Origin of the sequence: Microbacterium sp. B35-30, assembly GCF_010634855.1 — a bacterium.
Classification (GTDB): domain Bacteria; phylum Actinomycetota; class Actinomycetes; order Actinomycetales; family Microbacteriaceae; genus Microbacterium.
The window spans coordinates 81,251-100,213 of sequence record NZ_MWLQ01000014.1 but is presented as its reverse complement, the minus strand read 5'-3'; the positions used below and the strand labels follow the sequence as shown (position 1 = coordinate 100,213).

13 protein-coding genes are annotated in these 18,963 nt (G+C 70.7%); 4 read left to right on the top strand and 9 right to left on the bottom strand.

Features of this window, described 5'->3' with window-relative positions; genetic code table 11:
• Positions 1-20 precede the first annotated feature (20 nt).
• The 7 genes from B2K11_RS08090 to B2K11_RS08060 form a co-directional block, all read right to left on the bottom strand.
• A complete protein-coding gene (locus B2K11_RS08090) occupies positions 21-1,529 on the bottom strand; it encodes a glycoside hydrolase family 43 protein (RefSeq protein ID WP_163617760.1) in 1,509 nt (502 codons plus the stop codon).
• Between the two features lie 62 nt (positions 1,530-1,591).
• The gene (locus tag B2K11_RS08085) at positions 1,592-2,722 is read right to left on the bottom strand and encodes a serine hydrolase domain-containing protein (RefSeq protein ID WP_163617759.1); all 1,131 of its coding nucleotides are present in this window, start codon (positions 2,720-2,722) and stop codon (positions 1,592-1,594) included.
• 157 nt (positions 2,723-2,879) lie between these two features.
• Positions 2,880-5,306 carry a glycoside hydrolase family 3 C-terminal domain-containing protein gene (locus tag B2K11_RS08080; RefSeq protein ID WP_163617758.1) on the bottom strand — a complete coding sequence of 809 codons (2,427 nt, stop codon included), beginning with the start codon at positions 5,304-5,306 and terminating at the stop codon, positions 2,880-2,882.
• A 90-nt stretch (positions 5,307-5,396) separates the two neighbouring features.
• The gene (locus B2K11_RS08075; protein ID WP_163617757.1) at positions 5,397-6,260 is read right to left on the bottom strand and encodes an ATP-binding cassette domain-containing protein; all 864 of its coding nucleotides are present in this window, start codon (positions 6,258-6,260) and stop codon (positions 5,397-5,399) included.
• A complete protein-coding gene (locus B2K11_RS08070; protein WP_163617756.1) occupies positions 6,257-8,179 on the bottom strand; it encodes a dipeptide/oligopeptide/nickel ABC transporter permease/ATP-binding protein in 1,923 nt (640 codons plus the stop codon). Before B2K11_RS08070 ends, B2K11_RS08075 begins: the two co-directional genes overlap by 4 nt.
• The gene (locus tag B2K11_RS08065; protein ID WP_163617755.1) at positions 8,176-9,117 is read right to left on the bottom strand and encodes an ABC transporter permease; all 942 of its coding nucleotides are present in this window, start codon (positions 9,115-9,117) and stop codon (positions 8,176-8,178) included. Before B2K11_RS08065 ends, B2K11_RS08070 begins: the two co-directional genes overlap by 4 nt.
• Positions 9,118-9,180: 63 nt before the next feature.
• A complete protein-coding gene (locus B2K11_RS08060) occupies positions 9,181-10,710 on the bottom strand; it encodes an ABC transporter substrate-binding protein (RefSeq protein WP_163617754.1) in 1,530 nt (509 codons plus the stop codon).
• Positions 10,711-10,907: 197 nt separating this feature from the next.
• Between B2K11_RS08060 and B2K11_RS08055 the strand changes: the two genes are divergently transcribed.
• Positions 10,908-11,675: a TetR/AcrR family transcriptional regulator gene (locus B2K11_RS08055; RefSeq protein WP_239525853.1), complete on the top strand. Its 768-nt coding sequence runs from the start codon at positions 10,908-10,910 to the stop codon at positions 11,673-11,675.
• Positions 11,672-14,119 (top strand): glycoside hydrolase family 2 TIM barrel-domain containing protein, encoded by a 2,448-nt coding sequence (locus B2K11_RS08050; RefSeq protein ID WP_163617753.1) that lies wholly within the window; start codon positions 11,672-11,674, stop codon positions 14,117-14,119. Before B2K11_RS08055 ends, B2K11_RS08050 begins: the two co-directional genes overlap by 4 nt.
• A 97-nt stretch (positions 14,120-14,216) precedes the next feature.
• Here the strand turns inward: B2K11_RS08050 and B2K11_RS08045 are convergent, their stop codons facing one another.
• Together B2K11_RS08045 and B2K11_RS08040 are read right to left on the bottom strand one after the other, a co-directional pair.
• Positions 14,217-15,575 (bottom strand): MFS transporter, encoded by a 1,359-nt coding sequence (locus B2K11_RS08045; RefSeq protein ID WP_163617752.1) that lies wholly within the window; start codon positions 15,573-15,575, stop codon positions 14,217-14,219.
• A complete protein-coding gene (locus tag B2K11_RS08040) occupies positions 15,572-16,045 on the bottom strand; it encodes a MarR family transcriptional regulator (RefSeq protein ID WP_163617751.1) in 474 nt (157 codons plus the stop codon). The genes B2K11_RS08045 and B2K11_RS08040 overlap by 4 nt, the downstream gene beginning before the upstream one ends.
• A gap of 105 nt (positions 16,046-16,150) precedes the next feature.
• Here B2K11_RS08040 and B2K11_RS08035 point away from each other — a divergent pair, with 105 nt between their 5' ends.
• Positions 16,151-17,002, top strand: a complete 852-nt coding sequence (locus B2K11_RS08035) for an alpha/beta hydrolase (protein WP_163617750.1) — start codon at positions 16,151-16,153, stop codon at positions 17,000-17,002.
• A gap of 197 nt (positions 17,003-17,199) precedes the next feature.
• The gene (locus tag B2K11_RS08030; RefSeq protein ID WP_163617749.1) at positions 17,200-18,801 is read left to right on the top strand and encodes a glycoside hydrolase family 6 protein; all 1,602 of its coding nucleotides are present in this window, start codon (positions 17,200-17,202) and stop codon (positions 18,799-18,801) included.
• Positions 18,802-18,963 lie beyond the last annotated feature (162 nt).

Genomic DNA, 18,963 nt, shown 5'->3' with positions numbered 1-18,963 from the left:
CCGGAGGGTGGAGGCATCCGTCAGTCGTCGTCGCCGTCGGCCACCCAGCTCGACACGGCCACCTCGCCGTCGACGGCGTAGACGCCGATGACGCGGCCGGTGAAGGACTCGGTGACCTCGGACGACAGGAAGCGCCCGTCGATCTCGGCGAGCTCGATGCGCTCGCCGTCGATGGTCGCGGCGAGATGGAAGACGTCGCTGGTCGGAAGCATGCCGCCTCCGCCTGCGGGTTTGCGGGAAGCGAGGTGGAGGACGACCGACCCGCCCTGGAACGGATGCGCCCATTCCTGCCGCAGGCCGCCGATCAGTGCGCGGGCGGTGATCGCCGCGCCTCCGGCCTCGAGCTCGATGCGGAAGCCCTCGTCGTACCGGACCGCGATTCCACCGATGCCGTTCGAGACGTCGAGGGCCACCGTGACCTCGTTCGTCAGGTGCTCCTGACGGCGCCCGACGAAGACCGGCTGCGGGGCGGCGAGGGTGCTGCCGTCGGCGGTCAGCACCAGGCGCCCGTCGGTGACGGTCGAGACGTCGGACGGCAGTCGGCGGACCGCGATCCACTCGCCGTCGAGAGGCTGGGAGAAGTCGATCTCGACGTGCGTGCCGGGCCGCGGGGCGAGCTCCACGGGGGCGATCGACGGCCATCCGTCGGTCCACGTCACCGGCGTCACGAAGGTCTCGCGGCCGAGCGCCGAGAACGCACGCGTGCCGCTGCGCGGCCGCACACCGAGCAGCACGCAGAGCCACTCACCACCGGGGCCGCGCACAATGTCGCCGTGGCCGGTGTTCTGGACCGGGCGCGGCGTCGACCGCGCCGAGACGAGCGGGTTGTCCGGAGCCCCCGTGAACGGCCCCGTGGGCGCGTCGCCCCGCGCGATCGAGATGGCGTGACCGCGTTCGGTGCCGCCCTCCGCGATCAGGAGATACCACGCGCCCTCGATCTCGTAGAGGTGCGGCGCCTCGGGGAACATCAGCCCCGTGCCCGACCAGAGCGAGCGCGGCTCTTCGAGGGCTCGATGCGATTCGAGGTCGACCCGCACCTGCTGGATGCCGAGGTGCGCCGGCTGGTTCGGATCCAGAGCGCCGCTCAGCTGCAGGCCCGAGAAGGTGACGTAGCAGGTGCCCGCGGCATCCCATGCGATGTCCGGGTCGATGCCCTCGATCGTGCCGGAGCCGTCCGCCTTCAGAAGGAGGTCGCCGTCGCTCCAGGGCCCGGCGGCATCCGTCGCCGTGAAGTGCAGCATGCCCCGCCCCATCGCGTCGGTGATGACGAGGTGGAACACGCCGCCGTGGTGGCGGATCGTCGGGGCCCAGGCGCCGCCGCCCGTCGGCACGCCGTCCACGCCGAGCTGGCCGGGGCGCGTGGCGACGTGTCCGATCAGCTCCCAGGTCTCGAAGTCGACGGAGCGATGGATGGGGATCCCCGGCAGGTACTCGAACGTCGAGGTCGCGAGGTAGTACGCGCCGTCCACGGCCACGACGGACGAGTCGGGGTGGAAGCCGTTGATCAGCGGGTTGTGCAGCGTCGTCACGGGTGCCTCTCGGATCGGGCGGGTAGTGGGTGGGTGGGCGGGTGGATGCGTCGGCAGGTGGCTCAGGCCGGCAGGATGCGGCCGAGCTCGACGGCGAGCGCGGCCGCGCGCGGGTCGGCGCCGCCCGGCCACGCGCCGCGGGCGATGGTCCAGGCGAAGGCGATGCCGGTGTCGGGGTCGACACACGCCAGCGCGCCCATCGCGCCGTCGTGCCCGAATGCGCGCGGCCCGCCGAAGGAGACGGTCGACGTCGACTTCTGGAAGACGATCGCGTGCGCGCGATCCGGCAGCCCCAGCACCTCGTCGGTGCCGTGCACCTGCTGCTGGCCGATCTGCCACACGGTGTCGGGGGAGAGGAAGGGCGCGCTGCCGTCGACGCCCGTGACCGCGGCGGCGAAGAGGCGCGCCAGTCCCCGTGCGGTGCCCGTGCCCGAACCCGCGGGATGGCCGTATCGCCAGCTCGCCTCGTCGTTGGCGAGATCGACCTGCGGCCCCGGCGTCACCCAGGTGTGCAGACCGATGGCGGTCGGCTGCATCGTCGTCGTGTCGGCCACGGGACGGATCATCGGCAGGACCGGCACCCGTCGCTCCTCGTGGCCGCTGGGCAGGCCGAGGAAGAAGTCGATGCCGTGCGGAGCGCGGATCTCCTGCTCGTAGTACTCGTGCAGCGTGCGGCCCGTCACGCGGAAGACGAGCTCGTCGCCGAGGTTTCCGATCGTGACCGCGTGATAGCCGAAGGCCGAGCCCGGGTGCCAGAACGGCGGGCTGGCCGCGAGCCGCCCGGCCGCGGCGTGATGATCCAGCAGCTCCTCCCAGGTGAGCGGCGGGGTCGCCTGCGGGATGCCGGCCTGGTGCGACAGCAGCTGCCGCACCGTGACGGCACCCTTGCCCTTCGCCGCGAATTCGGGCCAATAGTGCGCGACGCGTTCGTCGAGGTCGAGCTCACCGCGCTCGACGAGGAGCCCTACGGAGAGGCCGATGGTGTTCTTCGTGACCGAGTACGGCACCATCACCGACTCCTCGGAGAGGTGCGGGCCGCCCCAGGCATCGAGCACCGCGACGCCGTCGTGGAACGCGGCGACCTGGAACGACAGATCCGGGTCGGCTGCCAGGTAGCCGTCGAGGCGGCCGACGATCTCGTCGAGGCGTTCGTCGGCGCGTCCTCGCAGGTTCTCGGTGGTCACATCGTTCATCGCGTACCTCTCGTCGGTGAAGCTGGTCTGGGGTGTGGGCAGCGGCGAGGCGCGGCATCCGCGTACGAACTTCGCAGAATCTCGCGTCGTTCGCAGGGATCCGGCGAGACGCTCCGAGTTTCGCGCGATTCTGCGAACGTCCCACGCCGGCCGCCGTCTACTGCACCGCGGACCAGTTCACGGAAAGCGGCAGGTCGGCTACCGAGGCGCCGGCGTGCAGCGTGTACTCGCCGGGCTCGATGACCCACTCGCCGTCCCAGTGCGCCAGGCGTCGCCCCGGCACCGGAACGTGCGCGGTGACGGTCTCGCCCGCCTCGGCCTGCACCGTCGCGAATCCGACGAGCCAGCGCACGGGGCGCTCCACCGCGGAGTCCGCGCGCTCGGCGTAGACCTGCACGACCTGCTTGCCGGCGCGGTCGCCGGTGTTCGCGAGCGTCACCTCGAGGGCGTCGCCCACGCGCTGGGCCGCACCCCACGACCACGTCGTGTAGCCGAGGCCGTGGCCGAACGGGAACGCCGGCTCGGCATCCGTCTTCAGCCACGCGCGATAGCCGATGTGCAGACCCTCGCGGTACTCGAGACGACCGTCGGTGGGCACCACCTCCGTGACGGGCACGTCCGCGAGCGCGGCCGGCCAGGTCGTGGGCAGTCGCCCGCCGGGCTCGGCGGCGCCGGTGAGCACGTCGGCGATCGCGTGCCCGAACTCCTGCCCGCCGAAGTACCCCTGCACGACCGCCGCGACGTCGACGGCCCACGGCAGCGCGACCGGCGAGCCGGCGTTGACCACGACGACTGTCGGCGTCCCGGTCGCCGCGACCGCGCGCACCAGGTCGTCCTGGTGGCCGGGCAGGTCGAGGCTGGTGCGGTCGTAGCCCTCCGACTCGACCTTCGCGTTGGTGCCCACGACGACGATCGCGACATCGGATGCCGCGGCCTCCGCCGCCGCACGGGCGATGAGCTCCGCGGGATCGGTGCGCTCGGGGGCGATGCCGAGCGTCGCGCTCAGCGCCCCCGACAGCGCACCGCCGGCGGCGCGCGTGAACTCGACGCGCACGGCCGTCTCGCGGCCGGCCTCGACGGCCACCGTCGCCGTGATCGACGGCGGGTTCAGGAACGCGGCGCCGAGGTCGGAACCCTCGATGACGGGTGCGTCGTCGAGCACGAGGCGCTCGTCCACGAACAGCCGCCCCGGGTTCGCGCCGGCGAAGCCGAGCTCGATGTCGCCGGTCTCGGCGGGCGTGTACAGCGTTTCGAACACCACCATCGCGCTCGCCGCGATCGGCGCGTCGCCGCCGAACCAGACCAGGGCGGTCGAGAGGCGGTTCTCCGCGAAAAGTTCGGTGCCGTCGGCGTCGAAGAACGCGACGCGCATGCCCGCCTCGCCCGTTGCCGGATTTCGCAGCTGTGCGAGCGGGATCTCGGCGACGCCCTCCTGCACGACGGCGCCGATCTCGTACCGCACGTCGGCTTCCGGCACGGCGCCGCGGATCGCGTCGAGGGGCGAGACCACGGCCTCGGGGATCACGGTGGCACTGCCGCCGCCCTGCGTCCGGGCCTCGCGCGCGTTCTGGCCGATGACGGCGACGCGACCGAGCGAGGCGGCATCCAGGGGAAGAACGCCCTCGTTGCGCAGGAGCACGGTGCCTTCGATCGCCGCGGCACGCGCGAAGCGGGGGCCGTCGAGCGGCGCCGGCTCGATCGGGGCGGCATCGCCGAGCGCGCCGACCCGCTCCGCGAGCAGCAGCAGGCGCAGCACCTTGCGGTCGAGGTCGGCCTCGTTCAGGTGCCCGTCGCGGATCGTCGCGACGAGGTCCGCCCACGCGGGGGCGGGACCCGGCATTGCGAGGTCCTGTGCGGCGGGCACGGCGCCGAGCGAGCGCACCGCGGTCCAGTCGCTGATGGTGACGCCGTCGAATCCCCACTCGGAGTTGAGCGGCGTCTCGAGCAGGTCGTTCTCGGTCATCGTCACGCCGTCGACGGCGTTGTAGGCGCTCATGAGGGTCCAGGCGCCGGCATCGACTGCGCGTTCGAACGGCGCGAGATACAGCTCCCGCAGCGCACGCTCGGCGACCTGGACGTCGACGGTGAAGCGGTCGGTCTCGGAGTCGTTGGCCACGTAGTGCTTGGGCGTGGCCGCGACCCCGTTGTCTTGCAGGCCGCGCACGTAGGCGGCGGCGAGCTCCGCGCTCAGCTCCGGGTCCTCGCTGAAGCACTCGAAGTGACGGCCGCCGAGCGGCGAGCGATGGAGGTTGATCGTCGGCCCGAGCACGACGTCGACGCCCTTGCGGCGGGCTTCGGATGCCGCGGCCGCCCCGTACCGGTACGCCAGGTCGACGTCCCACGACGCGGCCAGCGCCGACCCCGAGGGCAGGTTCAGCGACGGCTCGCGCTCGTCCCAGCGCGGACCGCGGACGCCCGCCGGGCCGTCCGACAGCGTCATCGCGCGCAGCCCGATCTCGGGGAGCGGGACGGTGGTCCAGAAGTCGGCGCCCTGCACGAGCGCCGCCTTCTGCTCGAGTGTCAGGCGCTCGAGCAGCGGAACGAGGTGGCGCACCGCGTCGGGGTGCGTGGCGATGTCGGTCATCGGGGGAGGTTCTTTCTCAGAGGAGGGTCAGGAGGACGGATGCCGCAGCCCGCCACCCACGGGCCGGGCCGAGCTGCGGCATCCGAGTCGTCAGACGGCGCCGGCGGCCGCTTCGGAGGTGAGCAGTGCGCGACGCGCGATGCGACGCTGCTCCTGCTTGTCGGGGTCGGGGACCGGCGCGGCCATGAACAGGCGCTGCGTGTACGGGTGCTCCGGCTGCGAGGTGACCCGCTCGCCGTCGCCCGACTCGACGATCTCGCCGCGGTACATGACGGCGACCCGGTGGCTGATGTGGCGCACCACCGCGAGGTCGTGCGTCACGAACAGGTAGGCGACGCCGGTGCGGTCCTGGATGTCGATGAACAGGTCGAGCACGCGCGCCTGGGTTGAGAGATCCAGCGCCGACACCGGCTCGTCGCACACGATGAGCCGCGGCCGCAGGGCGAGGGCCCGGGCGATCGCGACGCGCTGGCGCTGGCCGCCCGAGAACTCGCGCGGCAGGCGCCCGCGCGCGTCGGCGGGGAGGCCGACCTGGTCGAGCAGGTCGTGCACGCGGGTCTTCGCCTCCTTCCCGGCGACGCCGGCCGCGGTCAGCGGCTCGGTGAGGATCTGCTCGATCGTCATGGACGGATTCAGCGACGAGTACGGGTCCTGGAACACCACCTGGATCTCGGAGCTGAGAGCGCGCCGCTCCTGCCTCTTCAGGTGGGCGATCTCCTTGCCCTCGTACCGGATCGAGCCCTCGGTGACGGGTGCGAGGCCTAGTGCGGCCCGGCCCAGCGTGGTCTTGCCGGATCCCGACTCGCCCACAAGTCCCACGGTCTCGCCCGGAAGGATGTCGAGCGAGACGCCCTTGAGCGCCCGGAACGGCTGGGCGCGGAAGCCCTTGCCCGGGTACTCGACGACGAGGTCCTTGATGTCGAGCAGCGGCGTCTGCGGCGTCGGAGTGCTCATGCTCGTGCTCCCTTCTCGGTCGACGGCAGTGCGTTCGAGGTCGCTGCGCTCGACGGCGCTGTGCTCGAGGGCACCGCGACGAGCGGGCCTCGGGCGGGACCCTCGTCGAGGATCGCGTCCAGCAGCGCCCGCGTGTAGGGGTGCTGCGCGTCGTTGAAGATCGCGCGCACGGGTCCCTGCTCGACGAACAGGCCGCTCTGCATGACCGTGACGTGGTCGCAGAGATCGGCGACGACGCCGAAGTTGTGCGTCACGAGGAGCATGGCCATGTGCCGCTCGGCCTGCAGGTCGCGCAGCAGCTCGAGCACCTCGGCCTGAACGGTCACGTCGAGGGCCGTGGTCGGCTCATCGGCGATGATCAGATCGGGATCGGTCGAGACAGCACCGGCGATGAGCACACGCTGCGCCATGCCGCCCGAGACTTCGAACGGGTACGCGTCGAACGTGCGCCTCGGGTTCGGGATGCCGACCCGCGCCAGCAGCTCGAGCGAGCGGTCGGTCGCGGCCCTCTTCGAGAGCCCGTGGTTCTTGCGCAGCGGCTCGACCAGCTGGCTGCCGATCGTGAACGCGGGGTCGAGGTTCGACATCGGCTCCTGCGGGATGTAGCCGATGCGCTGGCCGCGGACGCCGGCGTACGCGCGCTCGTCGCCGTCGGCGAGCTCGGTGCCCTCGTACAGGATCGAGCCGGCGGTGACGTGACCGCCGCGGGGGAGCAGGCCCAGCACGGCGAAGGCCGTCTGGGTCTTCCCCGAGCCCGACTCGCCGATGAGACCGTGCACCTCGCCCTTGCGGATGTCGAGCGAGACGCCGTGGACGACCTCGATGTGCGAGCCGTCCGGCTGGTCGTACCCGACGCGGAGATCGCGGACCTCCAGCACCTTCTCGCTCGCCTTGCTGCGCACGTCGTCCTGGTGGACGATGACGCCGGAGCTCTCGAAGATCGGCGGCTCGTCGAGGTCGACGACGTCTCCGCCGCCGGTCGAGAGCGACGTGGTGACGGCTGCGATGGAGCCGGTGGCGGTGGCGACGGCGCGGCGGCGCTTGCGCCGCACGGACACCGTGCGCTCGAGCTCGTCGCGCATCACATTGGCCAGGAGCGTCAGCGCGATGCACGTGAGCCCGATCGCGAGCGACGGCCAGAGCATCAGGATGGGCTCCTTGTAGATGTTCTTGAACCCGTCGTTGAGCATCTGGCCCCACGTGGGGACGCTGATGTCGCCGAGGCCGAGGAACTCCAGTCCCGACTGGATCGCGATGGCGATGCCCGCGATGATCGCCCCCTGGATGATGATGGGCGCGCGCACGACCGACAGCACGTGGCGACCGATGATGCGGGTGTCGCTGAGCCCCGAGACGCGTGCGGCGTCGACGTACAGCTCCGAGCGCACCGCGGTGACGGAGGCGTACACGAGGCGGTAGAACGCCGGGGCGAGCAGGATGCCGAAGATGAACATCGAGATCCACACCGACGGGCCCAGCACCGCGCGGGCTGCCAGCAGCACGACGATGCCGGGAAGCGCCATGTTCAGCTCGGTCACCCACGTCGCCGTGCTGTTGAACCAGCCCTGGTAGTAGCCCGCGATGAGGCCGCTGGTCACGCCGAGGACGACGGCGACGACGAGAGCGAGGAGGGCGGCGGAGACACTGATCTGCGTCGCCACCAGCAGGCGCGACAGCACGTCGCGACCGCTGCCGTCGGTGCCGAGGATGTGCTCGGCACTGGGCGGCGAGAGCACGTTGCGGATGTCGGCGTAGTTGGGGTCCTGCGGTGCGATCCACGGTCCGATGATCGCGATGACCGCCACGAACGCGAGGAAGAGGAGGGAGGCGAGTCCCAGGGGGCGCCGCACGAGACGTCGCCAGAGCGCAACGCGCACCGGCGCGACGGGGACAGCGAGGGGAACGTCGACAGCGGTCATGACAGTCGCACCTTCGGGTTCAGCGCCGCTTGGGCGAGGTCTATGAGGAGGTTGACGACGACGACGATGATCGCGAAGACGATCACCAGGGCCATGACGACGGGGATGTCGCCGAGCGTCGTCGCCCGGACGGTGAGCTGGCCCATGCCGGGGATGGCGAAGACCTGCTCCACGATCACCGCGCCGCCGAGAAGGCCGATGAACTGCACGGCCAGCACCGCGAGGGCGGGGCCGCCGGCGTTGCGGAGCACGTGGCGGTAGACCACCGAGTTCGCGCTCAGCCCACGCGAGCGGAGCGTCCGCACGTAGTCGCGGGACATGGCGTCGATGACCGAGCCGCGCACCTGCTGGGTGACGGTCGCGATCGCGCCGATCGACAGGGCGATGATCGGCAGCGTGACCGACGACAGCCACCCTGGCACCGATGTCGCAAGCGGGATGTACCCCGTCGCCTTGAACCAGCCGAGGTTGATCGCGAAGACGAGCACCAGGAAGAGGGCGATGAGGAAGCCGGGGATCGCGAAGCCGATGAGCGAGAACACCTGGACGGTGCCGTCTACGGCCCCGCCGCGCCGGGCGGCGAGGACACCCACGACGACGGAGATGATCGCCGAGATCACCGTCGCGCCGATCACGATCGACAACGTCACGGCGACGCGATTGGTGACGCTCGTCGTGACCAGCTCACCGGTGAACCAGCTGCGGCCGAGGTCGCCGGTGAACGCCGACGTCAGCCAGTCGAAGTACTGGGTCAGCAGCGGCCGGTTGAGGCCCAGTTCCTCGGCCTTCTTGGCGACGGTGTCGGCGGTCGCGTTCTCTCCGAGGATGCGGCGCGGGATGTCGCCTCCGGCCGCGTAGAGGAGGACGAACGCGAGGAAGGAGATCACCGCGATGAGGATGACGCCGGACAGCAGGCGTCTGAGGATGAATGCAAGCATGTCTGTCGCTTCCCGTGGGTGGTGTCGCCCCGCCCGCGCGCGACGCGCGGGCGGGGCGAGGACTCAGTTCTTCGGCGAGAATCCGAAGATCGAGGGGTAGGCGTTCGACGGCCAGAACTCGAGGTCCGTGTTCGCGTCGACCGCGTAGGTTCCCTGCACCCGGAAGAACGGGGCGAACCAGGCGTTCTCGACGATCCAGGCGTTCAGGTCCGTCGTCGCCTGGTCGGCCTCTTCCTGTGTGCCGTTCTGGATGGTGCTGATGTACTCGTCCACCTGTGGGTCCTGCGAGTGGAACGGGTTGAAGGTCGCGTCAGGCGCGATCATGAAGTTGATCAGCTGCCAGTCGGGGTTCTGCTCCAGCGCCATCCACGTCGCCGGGTACTTCGGCGCGAGCATGTCGGTGATGAAGTTGCCGGTGCCGGGGTCGGTGTAGTTCACCGTGATCCCGATGTCGGCGAGCTGCTGCGCGACGAGGTCGAACGTGGTCTGGAACGCTGCGGTCGACATCATGTTCAGCGTGAACCCGTCCGGGTACCCGGCCTCGGCGAGGAGCTCCTTGGCGCCTTCGGGGTCGTACCCGTAGGTGCTGTCGAGTGCCTCGTCGTAGCCGACCGACGTGGTCGGGAAGACCTGCTCGGTCACCGTGCCGTAGCCCGCCTGCAGCGCCTCGAGGAGCGCCTCGCGGTCGAACGCCATGTTGATCGCCCTGCGGACGTTGACGTCGGCCAGCTCGGGCGCCATCGTGCCGGCGCGGTCGAACAGCAGCAGGCCCTGGAAGTCGAGCTCGTTGGCCTCGATGGTCCAGCCGGATGCCTCGATCTCGGGGATCGTGTCGTTGTTGACGATCTTCGCGCCGTTGGCCTCGCCCGCCTTGAGGGCGTTCAGGGTGGCGGTGGGGTCCTCGATGACGTTGATCGTCAGGTTGTCGTACTTGACCACGTCGGGGTTCCAGTACTCGGGATTGGCCGTGTAGACGTACGTGGTGCCGGTGACGCTGGCGGCCGTGTCGAGCACGTAGGGGCCGGAGCCGACAGGCTCGGTCGCCGAATCCGGGTCGTCGAACGTCGAGGGTGCCTGGATCAGCCCGGGTGCGATCGACAGCAGGTTGACCAGCGACGGGTCGGGCGCGGGCTGGGTGATCGTGACGGTGGTGGCGTCGACGGCCGCGAACTCCTTGCCCACGAGCGTCGCGGCCTGCGGCGCGGTGCCGTCGCGGAAGCGCTCGAGGCTGCCGACGACGGCCTCGGCGTCGAGCGGAGTGCCGTCGGTGAACTCGACGTCGTCGCGGAGCGTCAGCGTGAGCACCGTGTTGTCTTCGTTGTACTCCCAGTCGGTGGCGAGCCAGGGCTCGATCTCACCCTCGCCGTTCTTCTGCAGCAGCGTGTCGAACACCGCCTGGAAGAACGGGCTGCGGTTACCGTACTCGGCGCCCTGACCGATGTCGTAGCTCGTCGGGCCGATGATGGCGGTGAGGGTGAGCCGGTCGGCTCGGCCGGAATCGCTCGTGCCGGAGTCATCCCCGCCACCGGCGCAGCCGGTGAGGGCGATCGCGGCGATCGCGATGGTGGCTGCTGTGGCCTTCCAACGGAACATCCTTGGTCCCTTCATCTGTGGCGATACCCCTGCGGATCGCCTACTTGCCGGGAGACGCTAACAGCAATATCGAGTGAGCGCTAGGTTTTTAGAACAAAAAACTAGCGAAGACTCGGAATTCGTTATAGAACGGAGAGGAAGGACCCCGGCGGGCACCGATGGCGGTGCGCGAGACGACCCGGGGATACGGTGAGACGATGACCGAGACGACCTCCGCCGCGAAGCGGGAGGGGACCGCTCCCACGAGGATGCGCAAGCCCCGCGGCGAGTATGCGAAATCCGCCGCGACCCGCACCGCGATCCTGGACGCTGCCCTCGAAGTGTTCGCCGAGTCCGGCTATCGGGCCGGCTCGCTGCGGGAGGTCGCGGAGCGCGTGGGCATGAGCGAGGCCGGACTGCTGCACCACTTCCGCAGCAAGAGCGCGCTGCTGATGGCCGTGCTCGATCACCGTGACGAACTGGCGCGCGCTCTCGTCGACTTCGACCTGCCCGACGGTATCGAGGCGCTTCGCGGCCTGGTGACGCTCGCCGAGCACAACGCCTCGATTCCGGGGGTCGTCGAGCTCTACTGCACCCTGTCGGCCGAGGCCACTTCTCCGGCGCATCCGGCGCATGCCTACTTCGTGAATCGCTACGAATCCGTGCGCGAGAGCATCACCGCGTCGTTCCGGCGCGTCGCCGAGGCGGGACGCCTCAACCCGGGTGTCGACCCCGGCCGCGCGGCCGTAGCGACCATCGCCCTCATGGACGGGCTCCAGGTGCAGTGGCTGCTGGACCCCGGGTCCACCGACATGGCGGAGGCGCTCGCCGAGGCGTTCCGCAGCATGGTCAGCGGTTACGACCTCGCCGGCCTCGAGCAGGTGCTCGACGCGCGGTCGCCGGCTGCGGCATCCGTCGACGCCGTCGAGACCAGCGCTGCCGCCCTCCCGGCGACCGGCGCAGCGACCGAGGCAGCAGAGGCATGATCCGCGAGCCCTTCCTCGACGGCTGGACCGTGGGGCCGAAGCTCGGCGCGTTCGAGGCGGCGACCGCCGAGTCCGCGCCGCGCGCCGTGCGCATGCCGCACGATGCGGTCCGCGACCTCCCCCGCTCGGCCGACAGCGACCAGGGCGTGCACACCGGCTACGTCCCCGGGGGCGTGTTCGAGTACGCCAAGACGTTCGAGGTGCCGGACGCCTGGCGGGAGAAGACCGTGCGGCTCGAGTTCGAGGGCGTCTACCGCGACGCCGTCGTCTTCCTGAACGGCGACGCGGTCGTGCACGAGCCCAACGGCTACAACGCGTTCGAGGCCGTGCTCGACCCCTACCTCCGCTACGGGGAGCAGAACCGGATCACCGTGGAAGCTCGCGCCCACCGCGACAGCCGGTGGTATTCCGGAGCGGGCATCTATCGGCCGGTGCACCTCGTGGTGGCCGATCCGGTGCACATCCCGCTCGACGGCACGCGCGTGACGACGCCCGACATTGACGCCGAGCGCGCGATCGCGAGCATCGCGACGACGGTGCGGAACGCCTCGCGCCATACCCGCACGCTGCGCGTCGCCTGGGTGGTGATGGCGCCGGACGGCTCCGACGTCGCGTCGGGCACGGCGCCGGTGACGGTGCTCCCCGGCTCCGAGGCGGTGGCGCGCGTGCGCCTCGCCGTCGAGGGCCCCGCGCTCTGGAGCGACCAGTCGCCCTCGCTTCACCGCGTGCGCACGAGCCTCGCCGACGAGGACGGACAGGTGATCGACACGGATGCCGCGACCTTCGGCATCCGTCGCCTGCAGGTCGATGCGCGGCACGGACTGCGGATCAACGGCGAGAGCGTAAAGCTGCGGGGCGCCTGCGTGCACCACGACAGCGGGCCGCTCGGGGCGGCGACGTTCGCCGACGCCGAGGACCGGCGCGTGCGCCTCCTCAAGGAGGCGGGGTTCAACGCGCTGCGGAGCGCCCACAATCCGATGAGCCGCGCGATGCTCGACGCGTGCGACCGGCACGGCGTGTTCGTGATGGACGAGCTCACCGACACCTGGACCCGTTCGAAGGTCGCCTTCGACGCGGCTCCGGGCTTTTCGGCACGCTGGCGTCACGACGTCGACGCCCTCGTCGCGAAGGACCTGAACCACCCGAGCGTCATCATGTACTCGATCGGGAATGAGATCCTCGAGCTCGCGACGCCGGCCGGGTCCGCGTGGAGCCGGCGCCTCGCCGAGGCGATCCGCGACCTGGACGACACCCGCCTGGTGACGAACGGCATCAACGGCATCATCGCCAACCTCGGCCGCTTCGAGACGGATGCCGCGCCCGGCGATGAGGCCGCGCCAGACGCCTCCGACCCGAACACGATGATGGCCGCGATGGGCGACATGATGGCCGCGGCCAACGCGTCGGAGCTCGTGACGCAGTCGACCGAGGAATCGGCGTCGGTGCTCGACGTCGTGGGCTTCAACTACGCCGAATCGCGCTATGAACTGGACGGCGAGCTGTTCCCGAACCGCATCATCGTGGGCTCCGAGACGTTCCCGTCGCGCATCGAGAAGATGTGGGAGCTCGTCGAGCGCCTCGACCACGTCATCGGCGACTTCACGTGGACCGGCTGGGACTATCTCGGCGAGGCCGGCATCGGCCGCGTCGACTACACCGACGAGCCGGGCTACGAGCCGACCGGCACGGCGGGCCCGTACCCGCACCTGCTCGCCGGCTGCGGCGACATCGACATCACCGGGCACCGCCGCCCGGTCTCGTACTACCGCGAGATCGTGTTCGGGCTGCGCACCGAGCCGTATCTGACGGTGCATCCACCGCGACACCACGGCCGCCCGACCGCGACGACGCCGTGGTCGTGGGACGACTCGGTGTCGTCGTGGACGTGGGATGCCGAGCTCGGCGTCCCCGTCACGGTCGACGTCTATGCGCCCGCCGAGGAGGTCGAGCTGCTCCGCGACGGCGTCTCGCTCGGCGTGGCGACGGTCGGCGCCGAGAAGGCGTTCCGCGCGCGGTTCGAGACGGAGTACCGGCCCGGCGAGCTCGTCGCGGTCGCCCGCAGCGGTGGCCGCGAGGTCGGCAGGACGGCGCTGCGCACGGCGGGAGAGCCCGTGCTCACGGCATCCGTCGAGCAGTCCCAGATCACGGTGGACGGTCTCGGGTTCGTGGCCGTCTCGCTCGCCGACACCGACGGAGTCATCGCGTCCGACGCCGATCGCCTCGTCACGGTGTCGGTCGAGGGCGATGCCGAACTGGTCGGCCTCGGCACCGGCCGCATCCGCACGGAGGAGTCGTTCGCCGGTCCGTCGGTCACGACCTTCAACGGGCGCGCGCTCGCGATCGTCCGGCCGACGGGTCCGGGCCGGGCGACCGTGACCGTCACTGCCGAAGGCCTCGCGCCCGCCGTCGCGTCCCTCGCCGTCTCCAGCTCCGCCCCACGCTGACGCCCCCCGCCGGGAGCCGCGACAGGGGAGATTTCCGCACGCCGGAGCGTGCGGAAATCTCCGCTTTCGCGCGTCCGCGTGCGGGGGCGGGAGGGGGTCAGCTTGCAGCGCGGGTGCGGGCGGGCAGCTCGTCGTCGTCTCGCGGCAGCGGGATCGGCGTGGTGCCGGCGACCTCGTCGCTGAACTCCTCGGGCACGACGACGCTGAGCGGCCGCGTCTCGTCGAGCGTCAGGCGGAACCGCCTGCGCTCGTGGCGGTGCAGGCGGCCGGAGACGAGCAGCCACGTCGCGCCGATCGCGAAGGCGACGAAGGCGGCCGCAGCGCCGACCAGGATCGCGGCGCGGGGGCCGAACTCGGCGGCGACCCAGCCGACGATCGGTGCGCCGATCGGCGTCCCGCCCATCAGGATCGCCATGTACAGCGCCAGCACGCGGCCGCGCAGCGCCGGGTCGGTCGTGGTCTGCACGTAGCCGTTCGCCGTCGCCATCATCGTCACGACGGAGAAACCCGTGAACACCAGCGTCGCGGCGTACATCCAGTACGTGGGCATGAACGCAGACACCACCGCGGCGACGCCGAACATCGCCGTGCCCACGATGAGCACGCGCAGGCGGGCCCGATCACGACGGGCGGCCAGCAGCGCGCCCGCGACTGAGCCGATCGCGAGGATCGAGCTGAGCAGGCCGAAGCCGTCGGCCTCCTTGCCGAACTCGACCGCCATCGTCGACGCCAGGATGGGGAAGTTCATGCCGAACGCGCCGATGAGGAAGACCATCGCGAAGGTCACGATGAAGTCGGGACGCCGGGCGACGTACCTCACGCCGTCGGCGAGGCGCGACGACTGCGGCGCCTTCACGCGCGGCACCAGCTCGTTCGTGCGGATCAGGACGAGGGCGCCGAGCATGGCGAGGAAGGTCACGGCGTTGGCCACGAACACCCACCCGGTGCCGATGGCGACGATCACGATGCCCGCCACCGCGGGGCCGATCATGCGCGCGCCATTGAACGACGCCGCATTCAGGGCGACGGCGTTGGAGGCGTTCTCACGCGCGACGAGGTCGGATACGAATGTCTGTCGCGCCGGGTTGTCGAAGGCCGCGACGACACCGAGTGCCAGCGCGAAGCCGTACATGATCGGCAGCGTCATCACGCCGGCGAAGATGAGCGCGCCGATGGCGACGCCGAGCAGCAGCAGCAGGCTCTGTGTGAGGAGGAGGAGCTTGCGGCGGTCGAAGCGGTCCGCGACGAGCCCGGTGACGCCCACCAGCAGCAGCGGCGGAGCGAACTGCAGCGCCATCGTGACACCCATGGCGGCGGCGTCGTTGGACGTCAGCTCGGTCAGCACGACCCAGCTGATGGCCGTCGCCTGCATCCATGCGCCGATGTTCGACACCAGGGCGCCGATGAACCAGACGCGGTAGTTGAAGGCCGAGAACGACCGGAACATGGCGCTCATCGCGCCACCATCCGCTGCATGATCTCGGCGGCTGCGGCGATGGTGTCGCGCTCGGCGGGCGTGAGTTCGGCGAGGGATGCCTCGACCCACGCGTCGCGGCGGCGTGCCGTCTCTTCGACCACGGCCTCGCCGTCGGGCGTCAGCGAGATGACGACCTTGCGGCCGTCGCGCTCGTCGGCGGCGCGGACGATGTAGCCGGATTCCTGCAGGCAGTTGACGGTGCGGTTCATGGAAGGCGCCGACACGCGCTCGCGCTCGGCGAGCTCGCCGAGGGTGTGCGCGCCGTGCACGCGCAGGGCCGCCAGAACGGCGAACTGGCCGTCGCTCATCGAGTCGACGGCGCGCTGCGTGCGCATCCGCCGGGCCAGGCGGAACGTGGCGATCCGCAGCTGCGATGCGGCGGGGGAGAGGTCGGGCTGGTCGCCCGGGTCGGTGCCGGTGGCTGGAATGGGGATCACGTTGCTGTTCATGCGATTACTTAGCATAGCTCATTAGTCCTGCTAAAGAAAATGGACCGGTGCCGCCTCCCGGGTTCGTGCGCGGGGCGTCGGCGTCCCGCACCTAGACTTCTGCGCATGCCCGAGTTCATCGATGCGCACGGCATCACGATCTTCTTCGACGTCCACCCGGCGAAGACCGAACCGCGGGCGGTCGTGCAGCTGCTGCACGGCGTCGGCGAGCACGCCGGGCGGTACGCCGTGCTGGTTGACGCGCTCACCGCGCACGGCTACGCCGTGTGGGCCGCCGACCACCGCGGCCACGGTCGCACCGGCATGACCCAGCACGGCGGCGACGTCGCCCTGCTCGGACATCTCGGGCCCGGTGGCCTGCGGGCAGCGCTCGCCGCGATGTGGCAGTTCACCGAGCAGGTCCGCGCCGAGAACCCCGATCTGCCGCTCGTGCTGCTGGGGCACTCCGGCGGGTCGGTGCTCGCTCAGATGCTCGTGAACCTGCATCCCCAGTCGTACGACGGACTGATTCTTACAGGCTCAGCGCTGCGCATGCCGGGATCGATCCACACCAGCGGACTGAACAAGCCCTGGGACGGTCCCGACGCGATGGGCACCGAGTGGCTCTCGAGTGATCTGTCGGTGGGGCGTGCTTTCCTGGACGATCCGCTCACGACCAGCGAAGAGCCGATCAAGCTGATCGGCGTGCTGGACTCGCTTCGCATGTACGGTCTGCCCCGCAAGAACCTCGGTCGCGACATCCCGACGCTCCTCATGGTGGGCCGCGACGACACGGTGGGCGGGCCGCGCAGCGTGCACAGGCTCGCCGATGCGTATCGCACGCGCTCCGGCTTCACCGACGTGACGACGCTCGTCTACCCGGAGGCGCGCCACGAGATCTTCAACGAAGTCATGCAGCAGGATGTCCGCGCCGATCTGCTCGCGTGGCTCGATCGGACCGTGCCCGCCCGGGACTGAACCCGGCCGCTGCCTCCGGCTGGCTCGGCTGTCCCGCTTCCACCGTTGACGACCGGCGGCTGATGAGTCATCCTGGCCGCAGTGGTCACTATGGGAGCGCTCCCACGTCGGGTTCGGATGTCCGGCGAGCCGTCAGTCCCGCAGTGCCGCTCCCCGGGCGACGGTGCCCGGAGGTCGACGACGACCAGGAGGCCCACATGACCCACCCACTCGCCAGACTCCGCGCGCGTCCGCCACAGCGCGCCTGGGCACTGGGCGCCGCTGCTGCACTCGCGGTGGGGCTCGCCGTGCCGCTGAGCGCGACCGCGGCTGCCGCCGACGAACCGGACGGCGACCTCGTCGGCTCCGAGCTCTACGTCAACCCGTGGAGCACGACCCTCGAAGCCGCCCAGTCCCTCACCGGACAGGCGCGGGACGACGCCCAGTTGCTGGGCTCGATCCCGTCCGCGGACTGGTTCACCTCGGGCACGCCGGCCGAGGTCGAGGCGGCGGTCGATGACGTGGTCACCGCTGCCGCCGCGCAGGGCCGCATGCCGGTGCTCGTCGCCTACAACCTGCCCTACCGCGACTGCGCGCAGTACTCGGCGGGCGGAGCGGCGGACACCGCGGCGTACAACGCCTGGATCGACGGGTTCACCGCCGGCATCGGGGATCGTGCCGCCACCGTGATCCTCGAGCCCGACGGCCTCGGCATCATCCCGCACTACGTCACGCTCGACGGGCAGATGGAGTGGTGCCAGCCGGCCGAGGTGCCCGCCGACACAGCTGCCGCCGACCGCTTCACCCAGCTGAACCACGCCGTGGATGCGATCGGCGCTCTGCCCGAAGCATCCGTATATCTCGACGGCACCAGCTCGGCGTGGCTCAACGTCGGCGAGATCTCGGACCGTCTGATCAAGGCCGGCGTGCAGGACGCAGACGGGTTCTTCCTCAACGCGTCCAACTACCAGTTCACCGCGAACAACACCGCATACGGCACCTGGGTGTCGCAGTGCATCGCCTACGCCGCGCAGGTCAACCCGGGTGACTTCGGCTCGTGCGGCAACCAGTACTGGAACGGCGGCCCTGCGACCGATTGGCAAGGTGTGGCCATGTCGCCGTACGGCGAATGGAGCGCAGATGCCGCCGACCCCGCGCTGAACACGAGTGGCGTCGATTCGCGCTACGCGGCGATCCTCGGCGATGTCGAGGCCACCACGCACTTCGTCATCGACACCAGCCGCAACGGCCTCGGGCCCTGGAACCACGAAGGCCTGTACGGCGACACGCACGAAGACTGGTGCAACCCGCCGGATCGCGGCCTGGGCACCCGCCCCGACACGACGACGGGTGCGCCCCTCGTGGACGCGTACCTGTGGATCAAGGTGCCGGGCGAGTCCGACGGCAAGTGCTACCGCGGCACGGCGGGACCGCTCGATCCGGAGCGCGGCATGGAGGACCCCGCGGCCGGTCAGTGGTTCGTCGAGCAGGCGCGCGAGCTCATCGCCCTCGCGAACCCGCCGATCGCGCCGCTCGACTGCCATGTCGAGTGGGCCGCCGACGGCGAGGAGGTCGCCTTCTCTGCGACGGTGCGCCTGTCGGGCGTCGTCGCCGACCGGTGGACGCTCGCGTTCGCCGTACCGGACGGCCAGACCGTGACGAAGGCCACGCGCGCCACCGTCACGCAGTCCGACGGCACGGTGAGCGTCTCGGGCACGACCAAGAAGGGTGGCAACGCGCCCGACACGGTGATCCACGCGAAGGGCGCGGCCAGCACGCCGTGGCAGTTCCTTCTCGACGGGCGGGCCTGCACCTCATAGCAAGGCGCGTGCCGCACTCCTGAGAGGCGGCGATGACGGATGCCTCGCCCCGTCGTCGCCGCCTCTTACCAGTCCCGCGGGTGCCGCGTCCAGCCCCGGCTTGTTTCGGAGGCCCGGTGCCGCGCGTCGATAGGCTGACCGGCGCCGCGGCGGTTGCCGCGG